Genomic DNA, 15,561 nt, shown 5'->3' with positions numbered 1-15,561 from the left:
CATGTCCAGCGCCGGCCCGGTCGAGACGGTCCGTCGCCGTCGCGTGACGGCCGACGGCTACGCGAAGGGCCGTGCCCGGCGCCGCCAGATCATCGCGGCGGCCGCGGAGCTGTACGGCGAGGTCGGCTACCGCAGCGCCTCGCTGCGGGAGGTCGCGGCGCGCGCCGGGCTGTCGCACCCCGGCCTCCTGCACCACTTCGGCACGAAGGAGGCCCTCCTGCTCGCCGTGCTGGAGCAGCGCGACGAGGAGGACACCGCCGCCTTCGTCGAGGGGCGGCGCGGTGTCGCGGCGCTGGCCGGGATCGTCGACATCGTCGAGCGCAACACCCGGCGGCCCGCGATCGTCGAGCTCTTCTGCGTGCTGTCGGCCGAGGCCACCGCCGTCGACCACCCCGCGCACGCGTGGTTCCGGCAGCGGTACGGCACGGTCCTCGCCGCCGCCGCGACCGCCTACCGCGAGGCGGCGGAGGACGGCCGCCTGCGCGCGGAGGTCGACCCCGAGGACGCCGCGCGCCGCCTCGTCGCGCTCATGGACGGCCTGCAGGTGCAGTTCCTCTACGACCGCGACGGCACCGACATGGTGGCGCGGCTGCGCGCCGAGCTGCAGTCCGAGCTCACGGTCCCGCTGGCCTGACGCCCGCCACGAGGCACAGCCCGGTGCGCTCGCCGAGGCGCCAGCCCCGCTCCGTCGGCGCCCACGCGACCGCACGGGCCCCCGCGGCGACCTCGGCGTCGGAGAGGGCGCACGACCGCGCGACGGCGGCGTCCGCCGCGGCCTGGCCCGGCCAGCCGTCGGTGAAGGCGTAGACGGAGACGACCCGCGCCGCGTGCGGCCCCTCGCACGGCGTCAGCCGGACGTGCTCCACCGTCCCGTCCGGGGGCAGCGCCTCCAGGCAGTGGCCGGCCACGAGCTGCGCGGGGCGCGCGTCGCGCGGCGCGGTGACCGTCACCGGCAGGTCGCGGCGTGCCGCGGTGGTGAGCAGGCCCGCGGTGCCGCCGGCCACGGCCAGCGCCGCGACCCCGGCGGCGGCGGCGAGGAGGACGCGCCGCGTGCGGCGCCGGTCCCGGTCCGCCCGGGGCGGGCGCGGCGGGTCCCACCCGGGGGCGCGGTGCGGCTCCGGGTACGCGGTCTCCGGCAGGCCGCTCAGGTCGTCGACCCCACGGGGCCGACGAGGTCGCCGGCCACGGCCGACCCCGTCAGGTCGGTGCCGACGGAGGTGAAGACGCAGTACGAGGTGCGGGCGCCGCCGTCCCAGTCGGCGGGGTGCGGGTAGTAGACCTCGTTCCAGCCGAGGTCGGCGTCGACCGCGCGGGCCAGGCCGAGGTCGGACGCCAGCGCGTCGCACGCCTCGACGAGGGCCTCGTACTCCGCGTCGTACACGTCGAAGGAGAGCTCCACCGGGCCGTCCATCGGCAGGGCCGCGAGCACCTCGGCGTCGTGCACCAGCGCGCAGTCCGCCACGTCGACGTCGCGCAGGTCGTACCACTCGCTCAGGCCCGCGAGGCAGTCGCCCGCCGCGAGGTCGCCGCGCAGCGTGTAGTCGGGGAGCACGTCCTCGTCGACGGACCCGTCGTCGAGGGGGGCGTCGTCGAGGAGGCCGTCGGTGGCGTCCACCGGGCCCTCCGACGTGACGGCCTCGGCGGAGGACCCGCTCGCGAAGACCGCGACGGCGAGCCCGGCGAGCACCCACCCGGCGACGACGAGGACGCCGACCACGACGCCGGCGACCGCGAGGCCGCGGCCCGGCCGCCCGCTCCGGGAGGTGCGGACGAGGGCGGCGATGCCGAGCCCGATGCCCACGAGCGCGCTCAGGCCTGCCGTGAGCAGCCCGGCGAGGCTCGTGACGAGCGAGGCGACGGCGAGGGGGTCGCTGCCGGCCGGCCGGCCGGGGGCACCGGGCCAGCCCCCGGGCCCGGGGACGCCGAGGCCGGGCGGCGGGTAGCCGCCGGGGGCGGGCGGTGCGCCGTACGCGGGTGCCCCGTACGCGGGTGGGCCGTACGGGGCTGCGCCGTGGGCGGGGGCCGGCGGGACCGGCCGGGCCTCGTACCCGCTCGGCGGCGGCGGGACGGGTCCCGCGCTCCAGGGGCCCGGCGGCGGCCCGGGCACGGGCCCGGGCGCAGGTCCGGCGACGGGCGCGCCCACCGGGGCCGCCGCGGGGTCGCCGGCCGGCGGTGCGAAGGGGTTGTGCCCGCCGGGCGGTCCGTCCGTGCTCATGGCGCGACGGTAGCGCGCACGGCGCGGGTGGTCGTCGTCGCGGCGACGGGTCCACCCGTCCGCCCGGGGTTCACGCGTCCGCCACGTCCAGGACGACGGGCGCGTGGTCGGAGGCGCCCTTGCCCTTGCGCTCGTCGCGGTCGACCCGCACGCCGGTGACCCGGTCGGCGAGCGCCCGGGAGGCGTAGGCGAGGTCGATGCGCATGCCCTCCCGCCGCGCGAACCGCAGCCGCTGGTAGTCCCAGTACGTGAAGGTGTGCGGCTCGGGCAGGTGCTCCCGGGTCACCTCGCGGTAGCCGGCGTCGCCGACCGCCGCGAAGGCCGCGCGCTCGGCGGGGCTCACGTGGGTGCTCCCGACGAACGCGGTGGGGTCCCAGACGTCGTCGTCGGCCGGGGCGATGTTCCAGTCCCCGACGAGCGCCACCGCCGCACCGGGGTCCGCCGTGCGCCACGCCGCCGCGGCGTCCCGCAGCCGCGCGAGCCAGTCGAGCTTGTAGGCCAGGTGCGGGTCGTCGAGCGTGCGGCCGTTGGGGACGTAGAGGCTCCAGACGCGGACGCCGCCGCAGGTGGCCCCCAGCGCGCGGGCCTCGGTGCGGGGCGGGTCGCCCCACGCCGGCTGCCCCGGGAAGCCCTCCTCGACGTCGGCCAGCCCCACGCGCGAGAGCAGTGCGACCCCGTTCCACTGGCTGTGGCCGGCCGCCGCGACCTCGTACCCCAGGGCCTCGAGGGGCTCGCGCGGGAAGGCCTCCGCCGTGCACTTCGTCTCCTGCAGGGCGAGCACGTCCGGGGCCGCACGCTCGCAGAACGCGACGACGCGCTCCAGCCGGGCACGGACGGAGTTGACGTTCCAGGTGACGAGCCGCACGGCGGGCAACCTAACCCGCACCGCCGACACCTCACCCCTCAGGGCGTCACCCGTCCGGCCGATGGGACGTCGGGCGGACCTGCCGGTGGTCCGCGACGAACGGAGATCAGCATGGGTCAGCACGTCCGCACCCGCGAGGCCCGGCTGCGCGGCCCGCGCCTGCCGGGACGCCGCCGCCGCTCCGTCACCGGTGCCGCGACCGTCCTCGCCCTCGTCGGCGGGGCGCTCGGCCTCGTCGCCGCGCCCGTCGCGCAGGCCACCACGGGCACCGCCCTGCTGGAGGACGGGTTCCGCAACGCCACGACGGTCGCCCAGAGCTACCGCGTCGGCGGCACGAGCATGGGCGCGCCCCGCGCGGCGTGCCTCACCGCGGGCACCAGCACGTCCCAGGTGCCCGTGCCCGGCTGCCCCGGCGGGCCGCTCGACGCGGACGGCTCCGGCGCGCTGCGGATCACCCCGGCGGCGAACAACAGCAACGGCTTCCTGCTGTACGACAAGGCCCTGCCGACGAAGGCCGGCCTCGACATCACCTTCATGCAGTACCAGTACGGCGGCACGCAGGCCGACGGCATCTCGTTCTTCCTCACGGACGGCGCCTACTCCCTCACGCAGGCCGGCGCCTACGGCGGCTCCCTGGGCTACCACCACCAGACGTCGGTGAACGGCGTCGCGCACGGACTGCTCGGCATCGGCTTCGACGTCTTCGGCAACTACACCGTCGAGACGAACGACCCCGCCTGCGGCACCGCCTTCCGCGGCAGCTCCCCGACGAACCACAAGTCGACGGTCGCCGTCCGCGGCCCCGGCGACGGCCGCGCCGGGTACTGCCTCCTCGGTCCCGCCGTCTCGACGGTCGGTGCCGGCGCCGGCAGCCTCTTCGGCGGCGCGAGCACGACGCGACCGGCCGGCATCCCGACGCGCATCGTCATCGACCCGCCGTCCCAGCCCTCGCCCTCGGTGAAGGTCTACCTCGGCGGCGTCCTCGTCACGACGGTCCCGCAGCCCTCGGCGCTGGCCACCACGCCGACGTTCAAGTTCGGCTGGGGCGCCTCCACGGGCGGCCAGAACGACGTCCACGAGATCAACTTCCTCGACGTGAAGTCGGTCCAGCCGATCCTCGCCGACCTGCGCCTCGCGGCCGCCGCGACCCCCGTGGCCTCCGACGACAGCGCGACGCTCACGTGGACGCCGCGCACCGACCCGGCGTCGGGCCCCGTGCCCGCCGGCGAGGCCGTGACCCTCACCTCGACCGCCCCGGCGGGCGTGGAGTACGGCACGCCCGTCGCCGCGGGCGGCTGGGACTGCTCCGCGAGCACGGCGACGACCGCCAGCTGCACCCGCACGCAGGGCACCCGGGTCGACCCGGGCACGACGCTGCCGGGCGTGCAGGTCCCGGTGAGCCGCACCGCCGCGGGCACGTCCGGCACCACCGCGGTCGTGGCCACGGTCACCAGCGCCTCGGACGACCCGACGCTCGCCACCGACAACACGGTGTCCACCGACGTGCGGTGGAACCCCGTCGTGCGCGCCGTCTCCGCCGGCACCGTCGACGCGACCGGCACGCCGGTGCCCGCCACCGTGGCCGCCGACGGCACGGGCTCGGACCTCGTCTACTCCGTCGTCACCGCGCCCGACGCGGCGGTCGGCACGGCGTCCGTCGTCGGCGGCGACCTCGTCCTCACGCCGCTGGCCGGCGCCTCGGGCGTCCTCCAGGCCGGCTACCGCGCCACGGACGACGAGGGCGGCACGAGCAACACCGCCACGGCGACCCTCGTCGTGCGCCCGACCACGGCCGACGGCGCCGGGGAGACCGTCTCCGGCGACCCCGTCACGGTGACCCTGCCCGCCCCCGTGGGCAGCGGCCCCTGGACCGTCGCGTCCGTCACCGCGGACCACGGCGGCGCGGCCTCCGTCCCGCGCGCCGACGGCACCGCCGTCGGGGTCCGTCTCGCGCCCGCCGCCGGCTTCTCCGGCACGGAGCGCGTCACCTACCGCCTCGCCGACCGCTCCGGGCTCCTGACCGACCCGCAGGAGGTCGTCGTCACCGTGCGTCCGGAGGCGGGGGCCGACAGCGTCGCCACCGACCTCGACGCCGCGGGCGGGGCGACCCTCGTCCACACGCTGCCGGCGCCCACGGGCACCGGGCCGTTCACCTGGGCGCTGGTCGGCGGGGCGACCCTCGACGGCGCGCAGGCCACCCTCACGTCGGCGGGCGAGCTCACGCTCGTGGCGGCCACCGGCCGCAGCGGCGTCCACGACGTCCGGTACACCGTCACCGACGCCTCGGGGACGGTCTCGCCGGAGCTGCACGCCACCGTGACGGTGCGCCCGTACCTGTCGCCGTACGCCCCGCAGGAGACGCCCGCGGACACCGCCGTCAGGACTCCCGCGGCGGTCCTCGTCGGCACCCCCGCGACGTCCTTCTCGGTCACGCCGCCGGCCGGCACCTCGGCCGCCGTCGCGGCGGACGGCGCCGTCACCTTCGACCCGCAGGGTCGCAGCGGCACGTTCGCGGTCCTCGTCACCGGCACCGCGGACGGCGTCGCGACGAGCCGCACCCTCACCGTGACCGTCACGCCCGTCGCGGCGGACGTGGCCGGCGCGACGACGGCCTCGGCCACCCCGGCGCAGGTCCGCCTCCCGCCCGCGGCCCCGGTCGGCACCGGGCCGTTCACCGCCACGCTCACCGAGGTCCCGGCCGCCGACCGCGCCACCGTGGCCCTCGACGGCGACGACCTGCTCGTCACCCCCGCCCCGGGCACGAGCGGCACCGTCACGGTGCGCTGGACCGTGACGGACGCCGCGGGCGGCACGAGCGAGCCCGCCACGGCGACGCTCGACGTCCACCCCGCCACGGACGACGCCACGGGCGCCCTGCGCTCGGGCACCACGGCGGACGTCGTCCTGCCGGCGCCCCTGGGTGACGGGCCGTTCGTCTGGGAGGTGCTGTCGGTGACCCCGCCGGCCGCCGCCACGGCCGAGCCCGTGACCGGGGCGGCGGCGCTGCGCGTCGCCGCCGCGTCGACCTTCTCCGGCACGCTCCTGGTGGCCTTCCGCGTCGCCGACGCGGCCGGCCTGACGAGCGACCCGGCGGAGCTGACCGTCGTCGTCGACCCCGCCGCGCCGGCCTCCGGCACGCCGACGACCGCGGGCGAGCCGGGCGTGCCCGGGCAGCCCGTCCAGGGCCCGGCCCCGCAGCCCGCGGGCAGCGGCCCCTTCACGTTCGAGCTCGTCCCCGGGCTCGACCCCGCGGTGGGCACGGCCACCATCGACCCGACGACGGGCGTCCTCACCTTCACGCCCGCGCCGGGCACGAGCGGGCCCGTCGACGTCCGCTACCGGGCGGTGGACGTGCACGGCACGGCGTCCGACCCGGCCGCGGTGACCTTCGTCGTCGCCCCGCTCCCGGCCACGGGCGGCGGCACCACCACGGGCACGCCCGCGGCGCCCGCCCGCACCCGCGCCGGCGTGCCGCGCACGCTCGCCCTGGCGTCCCCGGTCGGCTCCGGGCCGTTCACCTTCGAGGTCGTCGAGGGCCCCGCGCCCGAGCAGGGCTCCCTGACCCTCGACCCCGCCACCGGCGAGGTGACCTTCGTGCCGGCCGCGGGCTGGTCGGGCACGGCGGCCTTCCGCTACCGCGTGCTCGACGGCTCCGGCACGCCCAGCGCCGACTCCCCGCTCGTGTTCGAGGTGGCCCCGGTGGCCGGCCCGGCGAGCGCCGAGGTCCGCGAGGGCGAGAGCGTCACCCTGACGCTGCCCGCCCCCACGGGCACCGGGCCGTTCACGTGGGACCTCGTCGGGACGCCGGCCGCCGACCGGGGCGCCACGGCCCTCGACGCGACCACCGGCGCACTGACGTTCACGGCGGCGGCCGGCACCACGGGGACCGTCGAGGTCGTGTACGCCGTCACCGACGCGGACGGCGTCGTGAGCGACCCGGCCACGGCGACGATCAGCGTGTCGGCCGTCGCGCCGACCGTCGTGGCGGCCCCCACGCCGCCCACGGCGCCGCTCGCCGCCACCGGTGCCGAGGCGGCCGTCACGGCCGGAGCGGCGATGGCACTCCTGCTCGTCGGCGGGGGCCTCGTCGCGCTGCGGCACCGCCGCCGGCCGACGGAGGGCTGAGACCGGCGCCGGACCGGCGCACCGACGGGCGGGGGACGCGCACGTGTCCCCCGCCCGTCGCGTCCGTAGGGTGGCCCCCATGGGAACCGCACTCGTGACGGGCGCCAGCGCCGGCCTCGGCCTGGAGTTCGCCTGGCAGCTCGCCACCGCCCGCCACGACCTCGTCCTCGTCGCGCGCGACGAGGAGCGGCTGCGGCGGCTGGCCCGCTCCCTGTCGGCCGCGGCCGGGGTCCACGTCGAGGTGCTCGCCGCCGACCTGTCCGACCGGGCCGCGACGGAGCGGGTGGCGGACCGGCTGCGCTCGCCGGAGCGCCCCGTCGGCCTCCTCGTCAACAACGCGGGCTTCGGCCTGGGCCAGCGGTTCACGACCGGTGACCTCGCGCGGGAGGAGGAGGCCTTCGACGTCATGGTCCGGGCGGTGCTCGTGCTCTCGCACGCCGCCGCCGGTGCCATGCGGGCGCGGGGCCGGGGCGCCGTCCTCAACGTGGGCTCCGTGGCCGCCCTCACCGCCGGCAGCACCTACGCCGCGCACAAGGCGTGGGTCCGGACGTTCACGGAGGGGCTCGCGGTCGAGCTCGCCGGCACGGGCGTCACCGCCACCGTCGTGAGCCCGGGCTTCACGCGCACGGAGTTCCAGGAGCGCGCCGGGCTGGACGCGCGGCGCATCCCCTCGGCCGCCTGGCTCGACGCGGAGGACGTGGTCGCCCGGGCGCTCGCGGACGTGCGCCGGGGCGTCGTGCTGTCGACCCCGAGCCTGCGCTACACGCTCGCCGCCGGGCTGCTGCGGGTGCTGCCGCGCGGCGCCGTCCGGGCCCTCGGCGCGCGCCGGATGCCGCCCGCCGACGCCCGCTAGCCTGGCTGCCCGTGACGACCCCCTTCTCCCGCACCCCCCGCGAGCAGCTGCGCGCGCTCATCACCGAGCTCGCCGTCGTGCGCGGCCGGGTGACCCTGTCCTCCGGCCGTGAGGCGGACTACTACGTCGACCTGCGGCGGGTCACGCTGCACCACCGCGCCGCGCCCCTCGTCGGGCACGTGCTCCTGGACCACCTGGAGGAGGCCGGCCTCGGCACAGCCGAGGTCGACGCGGTCGGCGGCCTGACGCTCGGCGCGGACCCCGTCGCGACGGCGCTGCTGCACGCGGCGGCCTCCCGCGGGCAGGACCTCGACGCCTTCGTCGTGCGCAAGGAGGCCAAGGCGCACGGGATGCAGCGCCGGATCGAGGGCCCCGACGTCGCCGGCCGCCGGGTCGTCGTGCTGGAGGACACCTCGACGACGGGCGCCTCGCCGATCGCCGCCGTCGAGGCCGCGCGCGAGGCCGGGGCCGACGTCCGCGCGGTGGCGGTCGTCGTCGACCGGGCGACGGGCGCCCGCGAGAGGATCGAGGCGCTCGGGGTGCCCTACCTGCACCTGTACGACCTGGCCGACCTCGGCCTGGCCTGAGCGCGGGGCCGGCGTCAGACCCGGTCGACGAGGTCCGCGATGGAGGGGACCACCTCCGTCGGGCGGATGGGGTAGTTCTGCACGTCCTCGGCGCGGGTGGAGCCCGTGAGCACGAGGAACGTCTGCAGGCCCGCCTCGAGGCCGGCCAGCACGTCGGTGTCCATGCGGTCGCCGACCATGGCGGTCGTCTCCGAGTGCACGTCGATCGTGTTGAGCGCCGACCGGATCATCATGGGGTTGGGCTTGCCGACGAAGTACGGCGTGCGCCCGGTGGCCGCCGTGATCATCGCCGCGACGGCCCCCGTCGCCGGCAGGTCGCCGTCGGCCGACGGGCCCGTGACGTCGGGGTTCGTCGCGATGAAGCGGGCGCCGCCCTGGATGAGGCGGATCGCCTGGGTGATGGCCTCGAAGGAGTACGTCCGGGTCTCGCCGAGGACGACGAACTCCGGCCGCGCCGCCGTGAGCGTGTAGCCCACGTCGTACATCGCGGTGGTGAGGCCGGCCTCGCCGACCACGTACGCCGAGCCGTTGGGCACCTGCTCGTGCAGGAACCGGGCCGTCGCGAGCGCGGAGGTCCACAGGGCCTCCTCCGGCACCTCGAGCCCCGCGGCGGCGAGGCGGGCGCGCAGGTCCCGCGGCGTGAAGATCGAGTTGTTCGTGAGGATGAGGAACGGCCGGCCCCGCTCGCGCAGCGCGCCGATGAACTCCGCGGCGCCCGGGAGCGCGACGCCCTCGTGCATGAGGACGCCGTCCATGTCGGACAGCCAGGCGGTGATGGACCGGGTCACGGGCGCGGCTCCGTGACGGCCTCGGCCGCCTCCGCCGCCTCCGCCGCCTCGGCGGCGAGGCTCGTCGGGGCCTCGGCCAGCGCGGCGGCGGCCGCGCCGGCCTCGCGGCGGCGGTCGCGGCGGGCGCGGAGGATCTCCACGACCATCGGGACGAGGGACGCCGCCACGACGAGGACGAGCATCGCCTCGATGTTCTCCTTGATGAACGGGATGTTCCCGAGCGCGAAGCCCAGGAGCGTCACGCCGACGCCCCACAGGAGCGCGCCGAGGGCGTTCCAGCCGACGAAGGAGCGGTAGCGCATCCGGCCGACGCCGGCCGCGACGGGCGCGTACGTGCGCACGAAGGGCACGAACCGCGCGACGACGATCGTCCGGCCGCCGTACTTCTCGAAGTAGGCGTAGGTCTGGTCGATGTAGGCGCGCTTGAAGAAGCGCGAGTCGGGCCGGTCGAAGACCTTCGGGCCGAGCGTGCGGCCGATGAGGTACGCCACCTGGTCGCCCGCGAACGCGGCGGCGAAGAGCAGCAGGCACAGGAGCCCGATGGGGAAGTCGAGCTGCGACTGCGCCACGAGCGCGCCCGCGGTGAACAGCAGGGAGTCGCCGGGCAGGAACGGGAACAGCAGCCCCGTCTCGATGAACACCACCGCGACGATCCCGATGATCGCGGCCGTGCCGAAGGACTGGATGAGGTTCTCCGGGTCGAGGAACCCCGGCCCGAGGGCGGGGGCCAGCGCGGGGAGGGCGGCGGCCACGTCGGTCGTGAGCACGGCGGTGGTCAGCATCCCGCCAGGGTACGGGCGCGGCGTGCCGCGGGGGTGGGGAGGTGACGGGGATCGCGTGAAGGTCACCCGGGCACGGTGACGGGGGCGTGACGGGGGCGTGAGGGGGGGCGTGACGGGCAGGATGGCCCGGTGCCCGCAGCCCCCGACGCCCCCGGCGGCGACGCCGACCCGCCGGCGTCCGTCGGCGTCGGGCCCTGGCCCGGGGGCCGCGCCGCCTGGCCCGACGACCCGCGCCTGGACCCCGGGCTGCTCGAGCACGGCGACCGCCGCAACGTCGTGGACCGGTACCGCTACTGGACGGTCGAGGCCGTCGTCGCCGACCTCGACCGCCGGCGCCACCCGCTGCACGTGGCGATCGAGAACTGGCAGCACGACCTCAACATCGGGTCCGTCGTGCGGACCGCCAACGCCGTCAACGTCGCGGGGGTGCACGTCGTCGGGCGGCGGCGGTGGAACCGCCGCGGGGCGATGGTGACCGACCGGTACGTGCACGTGCACCACCACGCGTCCGTGCCGGACCTGCTCGCGTGGGCGGCGGGGGCCGGCGAGGGCGGCGCCCGGCTGCCCGTCCTCGGGCTCGACAACGTGCCCGGGTCCGTGCCCCTGGAGGGGTACGCCCTCCCGCGGGCGTGCGTCCTGCTGCTGGGGCAGGAGTCCGTCGGGCTCTCCCCGGAGGCCGTGGCCGGCGCGGACGCGGTCCTGCGCATCGCGCAGTACGGGTCGACGCGGTCCCTCAACGCCGGCGCGGCCGCCGCGATCGCGATGCACGCCTGGGTCGTCCGGCACGCCGGCCCGCCGCCGTCGTAGGGGCGCGCGGCGGTCCGGTGCGACCCCGTGGGCAGGACGTCCCGGCGGCCCGCGGCGCGGACGTGCCAGACTCGGCGACGACCACCTCACCGACCCCGCAGGAGAGACCGCGATGCCCATCGCCACCCCTGAGTCCTACGCCGCGATGATCGACCGGGCGAAGGCCGGCTCCTTCGCCTACCCGGCCGTCAACATCACCTCGTCGCAGACGATCACCGCCGCGATCCAGGGCTTCGCCGAGGCGGAGTCCGACGGGATCATCCAGGTCTCCGTCGGCGGCGCCGAGTACGCGTCGGGCTCGACGATCAAGGACCGCGTCTCGGGCTCCCTCGCCCTGGCCGCCTACGCGACCGAGGTCGCGAAGAGCTACGGCGTCACCATCGCGCTGCACACGGACCACTGCGTCAAGAAGAACCTGGACTCGTGGGTCCGCCCGCTCCTGGCGCTCGAGGCCGAGCAGGTCAAGCGCGGCGAGAACCCGACCTTCCAGTCGCACATGTTCGACGGCTCGGACATCCCGCTGGACGAGAACCTCGTCGTCGCGGCGGAGCTGCTCGAGCTGTCGCAGGCGGCCCGCACCATCCTCGAGATCGAGGTGGGCGTCGTCGGCGGCGAGGAGGACGGCCACGAGGCCGCCATCAACGACAAGCTCTACACGACGGCCGAGGACGGCCTGGCGACGGTCAAGGCCCTCGGCGCCGGCGAGAAGGGCCGCTACCTGACGGCCCTCACGTTCGGCAACGTGCACGGCGTCTACAAGCCGGGCGCGGTCAAGCTGCGCCCGTCGATCCTCGCCGAGATCCAGAAGTCGGTCGGCGCGGAGATCGGCAAGGAGAACCCGTTCGACCTCGTGTTCCACGGCGGGTCGGGCTCCACCGCCGAGGAGATCGGCGAGGCCGTCGACAACGGCGTCATCAAGATGAACATCGACACCGACACGCAGTACGCGTTCACGCGCCCCGTCGTCGGCCACATGTTCACCAGCTACGACGGCGTGCTGAAGATCGACGGCGAGGTCGGCAACAAGAAGGCGTACGACCCCCGCGCCTGGGGCAAGCTCGCCGAGGCCGGCATGGCCCGGCGCGTGGTCGAGGCGTGCCAGCAGCTGCGCTCGGCGGGCCAGAAGGGCTGACGGCCCCGAGGACGAGGAAGGGGCCCCGGACCTCACGGTCCGGGGCCCCTTCCGGTGTCTCAGGAGACCGAGGTGCTCTCGGCGTCGCCCGACGGCTCGTCCTCGACGACCTCGAGGAGCTCGCCGATCTTCGTCACGTCCAGCAGGAAGCGGACGGTCGGCGGCACGTGCAGGAGGCGCACCCGGTGCGGCGAGCGCATGGACAGGCGGGCGAGGAAGGCCACGCCCGAGGAGTCCATGAAGGTCACGTGGCGCGCGTCGACCTCGACGGGCAGGCCGCGCTCCTCGGCCTCGGCCGTGGCCTCGCCCAGCTCGGGGCTGAGGTCGGCGTCGATCTCCCCCGAGAGCACGACGACGGTGCGGTCCTGCTCGGTGATGACGTGCACGGACCCGGGCTCGCCCGTGGGCACGTCCGTGCCCTCGTGAGCGCCGGTGCCCGGCGTGCTGCTGTCTGACATGACGTCCGTTCCGTGTCGACGTAGGTTCCCCGCCGGGCACGCTACGCGATGAGTGGTGGTGCCGGTCAACACCCGGACCCGTTGCCTGAGCCCGTCCAGCGGTGCGTCCTCAGGTGCGCGAGGGCGCGTCCTCCCGTGCCGCGGCGGCCCCGGCCCCGTCCTCGGCCGCCCCGGTGCCGTCGGGACGGCACCGGTGCTCCGTGTCGAGGCGGAACATGTCGAGCACGCCGCAGATCTCCAGGACGAAGAGGTCCCGCTGCGCCGCGCCCCGCAGGACCGTGGCGGCCCCGTGGCGGCGCCCGGCGTCGGCGAGCGAGATGAGGAACGCGGCCCCCGTGGAGTCCAGGAACGTCACGTCGCACATGTCGACCACGAGCAGCTGACGCCCCAGGCCCTGCAGCCGGGAGACGACCTCGGGGAAGCCGTCGCGCTGGGCGAGGTCGAGGTCACCGGTGATCGTGAGCGTCGCCGTGCTCGGCGAGGTCGAGATCTGCATCAAGGGCGCACGTCCGGGGGTGTGGCGGCAGACGGTCCCTCCGTCGGCGGGCGCCATCGTACGAGCGGGGCGGCGGACCTGCACGCCGGCCCACCAGTAGCGTCGGCCCCATGAGCCACGACAACCTCCTCGGGGGCCCCGCGCCCACCCTCCTGCCGGAGATCGGCCCGGACTCCGACGCCCGCGCCGCGCTCGGCACCGGGGACGCCCGCGCCGCCGCCACCGCCGCCCCGTCCGCCAGCCTGCCCTGGGCGGTGCTGGCCGAGGGCGCGCTCGCCGACGACCCCGTCACGGCCTACGCCTTCGCCCGGACGGGCTACCACCGCGGCCTCGACGCCCTGCGTCGGGCGGGGTGGCGCGGCCAGGGCCCGGTCCCCGCCGCGCACGTGCCGAACCAGGGCTTCCTGCGGGCCCTGCTGACCCTCGCGGAGGCGGCCGAGGCCATCGGCGAGACCGACGAGGCGGCCCGCTGCCGCCAGTTCCTCCAGGACTCCGGGACCTCGGTCGAGGAGGTCCGCGCCCTGCGCGGGTAGCATCTCGGCGCGCGGGTGCGAGGCAGGCCCGGACCCCCCAGCAGACCCGGAAGTGGTGAGGACATGCCCGCCGTCGTGGTGCTCGGCGCCCAGTGGGGCGACGAGGGCAAGGGCAAGGCGACCGACCAGCTCGGCGACCGCACCGACTACGTCGTGAAGTTCAACGGCGGCAACAACGCCGGGCACACCGTGGTCATCGAGGGCGAGAAGTACGCCCTGCACCTGCTGCCCTCGGGCATCCTCTCGCCCGGCGTGGTGCCCGTCATCGGCAACGGCGTCGTCATCGACCTCGAGGTGCTGTTCTCTGAGGTCGACGCCCTCGAGGCGCGGGGCGTCGACACCTCGCGCCTGCTCGTCTCGTCGGCGGCGCACGTCATCGCGCCCTACCACCGCACGCTGGACAAGGTGACGGAGCGGTTCCTGGGCAAGCGCCGGATCGGCACCACCGGCCGCGGCATCGGGCCCGCGTACGCGGACAAGATCAACCGCGTCGGCGTGCGGATCCAGGACCTGTTCGACGAGAACATCCTGCGCCAGAAGGTCGAGGGCGCCCTCGACCAGAAGAACCACCTGCTGCTCAAGGTCTACAACCGCCGGGCCATCACGGTGGACGAGACCGTCGAGGACCTCCTGCGCTTCGCCGAGCGGCTGCGGCCGCACGTCGCGGACACCCCGCTCGTGCTCAACGCCGCCCTCGACGAGCGGCGCACGGTGGTGTTCGAGGCCGGCCAGGCGACGATGCTCGACGTCGACCACGGCACGTACCCCTTCGTCACCTCCTCCTCGGCCACCGCCGGCGGCGCCTGCACCGGCTCCGGCGTCGGGCCGACGCGCATCGACCGCGTCGTCGGCGTCGCCAAGGCCTACACGACCCGCGTCGGCGAGGGCCCCTACCCGACCGAGCTGTCCGACGCCGACGGCGAGTGGCTGCGGCAGACGGGCGGCGAGTTCGGCACGACGACGGGCCGCCCCCGACGCACGGGCTGGTACGACGCCGTCGTCGCCCGCTACGCCAGCCGCATCAACGGCCTGACGGACCTCGTCGTGACGAAGCTGGACGTGCTCACCGGGCGGGACAGGATCCCCGTGGCCGTCGCGTACGACGTGGACGGCCGCCGCGTCGACGAGATGCCCGACGACCAGTCGGACTTCCACCACGCCACGCCCGTGTACGAGCTGCTCGACGGCTGGACCGAGGACATCAGCGGCGCCCGCGACTTCGACGACCTGCCGAAGGCCGCCCAGCGCTACCTGCTCGAGCTCGAGGCGATGTCGGGGACGCGGATCTCCTCCGTCGGTGTCGGCCCGGGTCGCGAGGCCACCGTCATCCGTCACGAGCTGCTCTGACCCGGTGAGGGTCCGCACCTCCGGGGCGGACAGCACGACGACCGTGGCGGTCGTCCAGCGCGGTGCGGTGCCCTGACGCCCGTTCCCCTCGCCACGTCCTCGGCGCACGCCGACGGCCGTCCCGGGGTCAGCGGACGGTGGCGTCGAGGTCGGCGCGCAGGAGCGCGAGCTCGACGGGAGACGACGCGGCGACGTGGACCAGCACCGTGCGGACGGCCCGCCGACAGGGGCGCCGCCGCGCGCGACGGTGACGCCGCAGCGGTCGGTCCGGCGGTGACGTGCCTGCCCCCGGTGGGCCGCCGGGCGGGGCCGGTGCGACGGCGGGCTGGGCGGTGGAGCTGGCGGTGAGCCCGCCGGGGGTCGTGGTGGTCACGCGGTGGGCGGTCGTGGTGGTGTCGACCCCCTGGTCGCCCGCGTCGCCGGCGGTGGCGCCGCCGGCTCCGTCGTCGCCGGTACGGGTGCGGGTGCGGGCATCGTGGCCGCCGTCGGGTCCGGCGGTGGCGCGGGCAGTGGTGGCGGTGGCGGCGGGCAGGACGTCGCCGGTCTCCAGGAGCAGGGCCGGTTCGTCGCCGC

At 76.5% G+C, this 15,561-nt stretch carries 15 protein-coding genes and 1 pseudogene; 8 read left to right on the top strand and 8 right to left on the bottom strand.

The features are described 5' to 3' along the window. Position 1: 1 nt before the first annotated feature. Entirely contained in the window at positions 2–634 is a 633-nt protein-coding gene (locus tag EJA20_RS12265) for a TetR/AcrR family transcriptional regulator (protein WP_129338438.1), read from the top strand. On the opposite strand, the gene EJA20_RS12260 is transcribed toward EJA20_RS12265, so the two are convergent. The 3 genes from EJA20_RS12260 to EJA20_RS12250 form a co-directional block, all read right to left on the bottom strand. Then, positions 615–1,004, bottom strand: a complete 390-nt coding sequence (locus tag EJA20_RS12260; RefSeq protein WP_129338437.1) for a hypothetical protein — start codon at positions 1,002–1,004, stop codon at positions 615–617. The two genes, EJA20_RS12265 and EJA20_RS12260, sit on opposite strands and share 20 nt — an antisense overlap. A gap of 140 nt (positions 1,005–1,144) precedes the next feature. Further along, a complete protein-coding gene (locus tag EJA20_RS12255; RefSeq protein ID WP_129338436.1) occupies positions 1,145–2,215 on the bottom strand; it encodes a DUF4190 domain-containing protein in 1,071 nt (356 codons plus the stop codon). A 70-nt stretch (positions 2,216–2,285) separates the two neighbouring features. Further along, complete coding sequence (locus tag EJA20_RS12250; RefSeq protein WP_129338435.1) at positions 2,286–3,080, bottom strand: exodeoxyribonuclease III; 795 nt, start codon at positions 3,078–3,080, stop codon at positions 2,286–2,288. A 111-nt stretch (positions 3,081–3,191) separates the two neighbouring features. On the opposite strand from EJA20_RS12250, the gene EJA20_RS12245 reads away from it, so the two are divergent. From EJA20_RS12245 to pyrE, 3 genes are all read left to right on the top strand, one after another. After that, the gene (locus EJA20_RS12245) at positions 3,192–7,205 is read left to right on the top strand and encodes an Ig-like domain-containing protein (protein WP_129338434.1); all 4,014 of its coding nucleotides are present in this window, start codon (positions 3,192–3,194) and stop codon (positions 7,203–7,205) included. 79 nt (positions 7,206–7,284) lie between these two features. Beyond that, complete coding sequence (locus tag EJA20_RS12240) at positions 7,285–8,058, top strand: SDR family NAD(P)-dependent oxidoreductase (RefSeq protein ID WP_129338433.1); 774 nt, start codon at positions 7,285–7,287, stop codon at positions 8,056–8,058. Positions 8,059–8,069: 11 nt separating this feature from the next. Next, positions 8,070–8,645: an orotate phosphoribosyltransferase gene (pyrE, locus tag EJA20_RS12235; protein ID WP_129338432.1), complete on the top strand. Its 576-nt coding sequence runs from the start codon at positions 8,070–8,072 to the stop codon at positions 8,643–8,645. A gap of 14 nt (positions 8,646–8,659) precedes the next feature. On the opposite strand, the gene EJA20_RS12230 is transcribed toward pyrE, so the two are convergent. Beyond that, on the bottom strand, positions 8,660–9,433 hold the full coding sequence (locus EJA20_RS12230) for an HAD-IIA family hydrolase (protein WP_129338431.1): 774 nt from the start codon (positions 9,431–9,433) through the stop codon (positions 8,660–8,662). Continuing rightward, positions 9,430–10,215, bottom strand: coding sequence for a VTT domain-containing protein (locus EJA20_RS12225; RefSeq protein WP_129338430.1), 786 nt, complete (start codon positions 10,213–10,215; stop codon positions 9,430–9,432). The genes EJA20_RS12230 and EJA20_RS12225 overlap by 4 nt, the downstream gene beginning before the upstream one ends. A 129-nt stretch (positions 10,216–10,344) precedes the next feature. Between EJA20_RS12225 and EJA20_RS12220 the strand changes: the two genes are divergently transcribed. Beyond that, a complete protein-coding gene (locus tag EJA20_RS12220; RefSeq protein WP_129338429.1) occupies positions 10,345–11,022 on the top strand; it encodes a TrmH family RNA methyltransferase in 678 nt (225 codons plus the stop codon). 112 nt (positions 11,023–11,134) lie between these two features. Beyond that, positions 11,135–12,154 carry a class II fructose-bisphosphate aldolase gene (gene fbaA, locus EJA20_RS12215; protein WP_129338428.1) on the top strand — a complete coding sequence of 340 codons (1,020 nt, stop codon included), beginning with the start codon at positions 11,135–11,137 and terminating at the stop codon, positions 12,152–12,154. Between the two features lie 59 nt (positions 12,155–12,213). On the opposite strand, the gene EJA20_RS12210 is transcribed toward fbaA, so the two are convergent. Then, positions 12,214–12,612, bottom strand: a complete 399-nt coding sequence (locus EJA20_RS12210) for an STAS domain-containing protein (RefSeq protein WP_129338427.1) — start codon at positions 12,610–12,612, stop codon at positions 12,214–12,216. A 109-nt stretch (positions 12,613–12,721) separates the two neighbouring features. Continuing rightward, positions 12,722–13,111 (bottom strand): STAS domain-containing protein, encoded by a 390-nt coding sequence (locus tag EJA20_RS12205; RefSeq protein ID WP_129338426.1) that lies wholly within the window; start codon positions 13,109–13,111, stop codon positions 12,722–12,724. 107 nt (positions 13,112–13,218) lie between these two features. Here EJA20_RS12205 and EJA20_RS12200 point away from each other — a divergent pair, with 107 nt between their 5' ends. Together EJA20_RS12200 and EJA20_RS12195 are read left to right on the top strand one after the other, a co-directional pair. Beyond that, positions 13,219–13,641, top strand: a complete 423-nt coding sequence (locus EJA20_RS12200) for a DUF3151 domain-containing protein (RefSeq protein ID WP_129338425.1) — start codon at positions 13,219–13,221, stop codon at positions 13,639–13,641. Positions 13,642–13,704: 63 nt separating this feature from the next. Further along, complete coding sequence (locus EJA20_RS12195) at positions 13,705–14,988, top strand: adenylosuccinate synthase (RefSeq protein WP_129338424.1); 1,284 nt, start codon at positions 13,705–13,707, stop codon at positions 14,986–14,988. Positions 14,989–15,115: 127 nt separating this feature from the next. Here EJA20_RS12195 and EJA20_RS19770 read toward each other — a convergent pair. Then, positions 15,116–15,561 (bottom strand): annotated as a pseudogene (locus EJA20_RS19770) (hypothetical protein); the annotation flags it as partial.

Origin of the sequence: Cellulomonas endophytica (assembly GCF_004123805.1) — a bacterium.
Classification (GTDB): domain Bacteria; phylum Actinomycetota; class Actinomycetes; order Actinomycetales; family Cellulomonadaceae; genus Cellulomonas; species Cellulomonas endophytica.
Note: the sequence above shows the minus strand (reverse complement) of the source record. Positions and strands in the feature narration are given on the sequence as shown.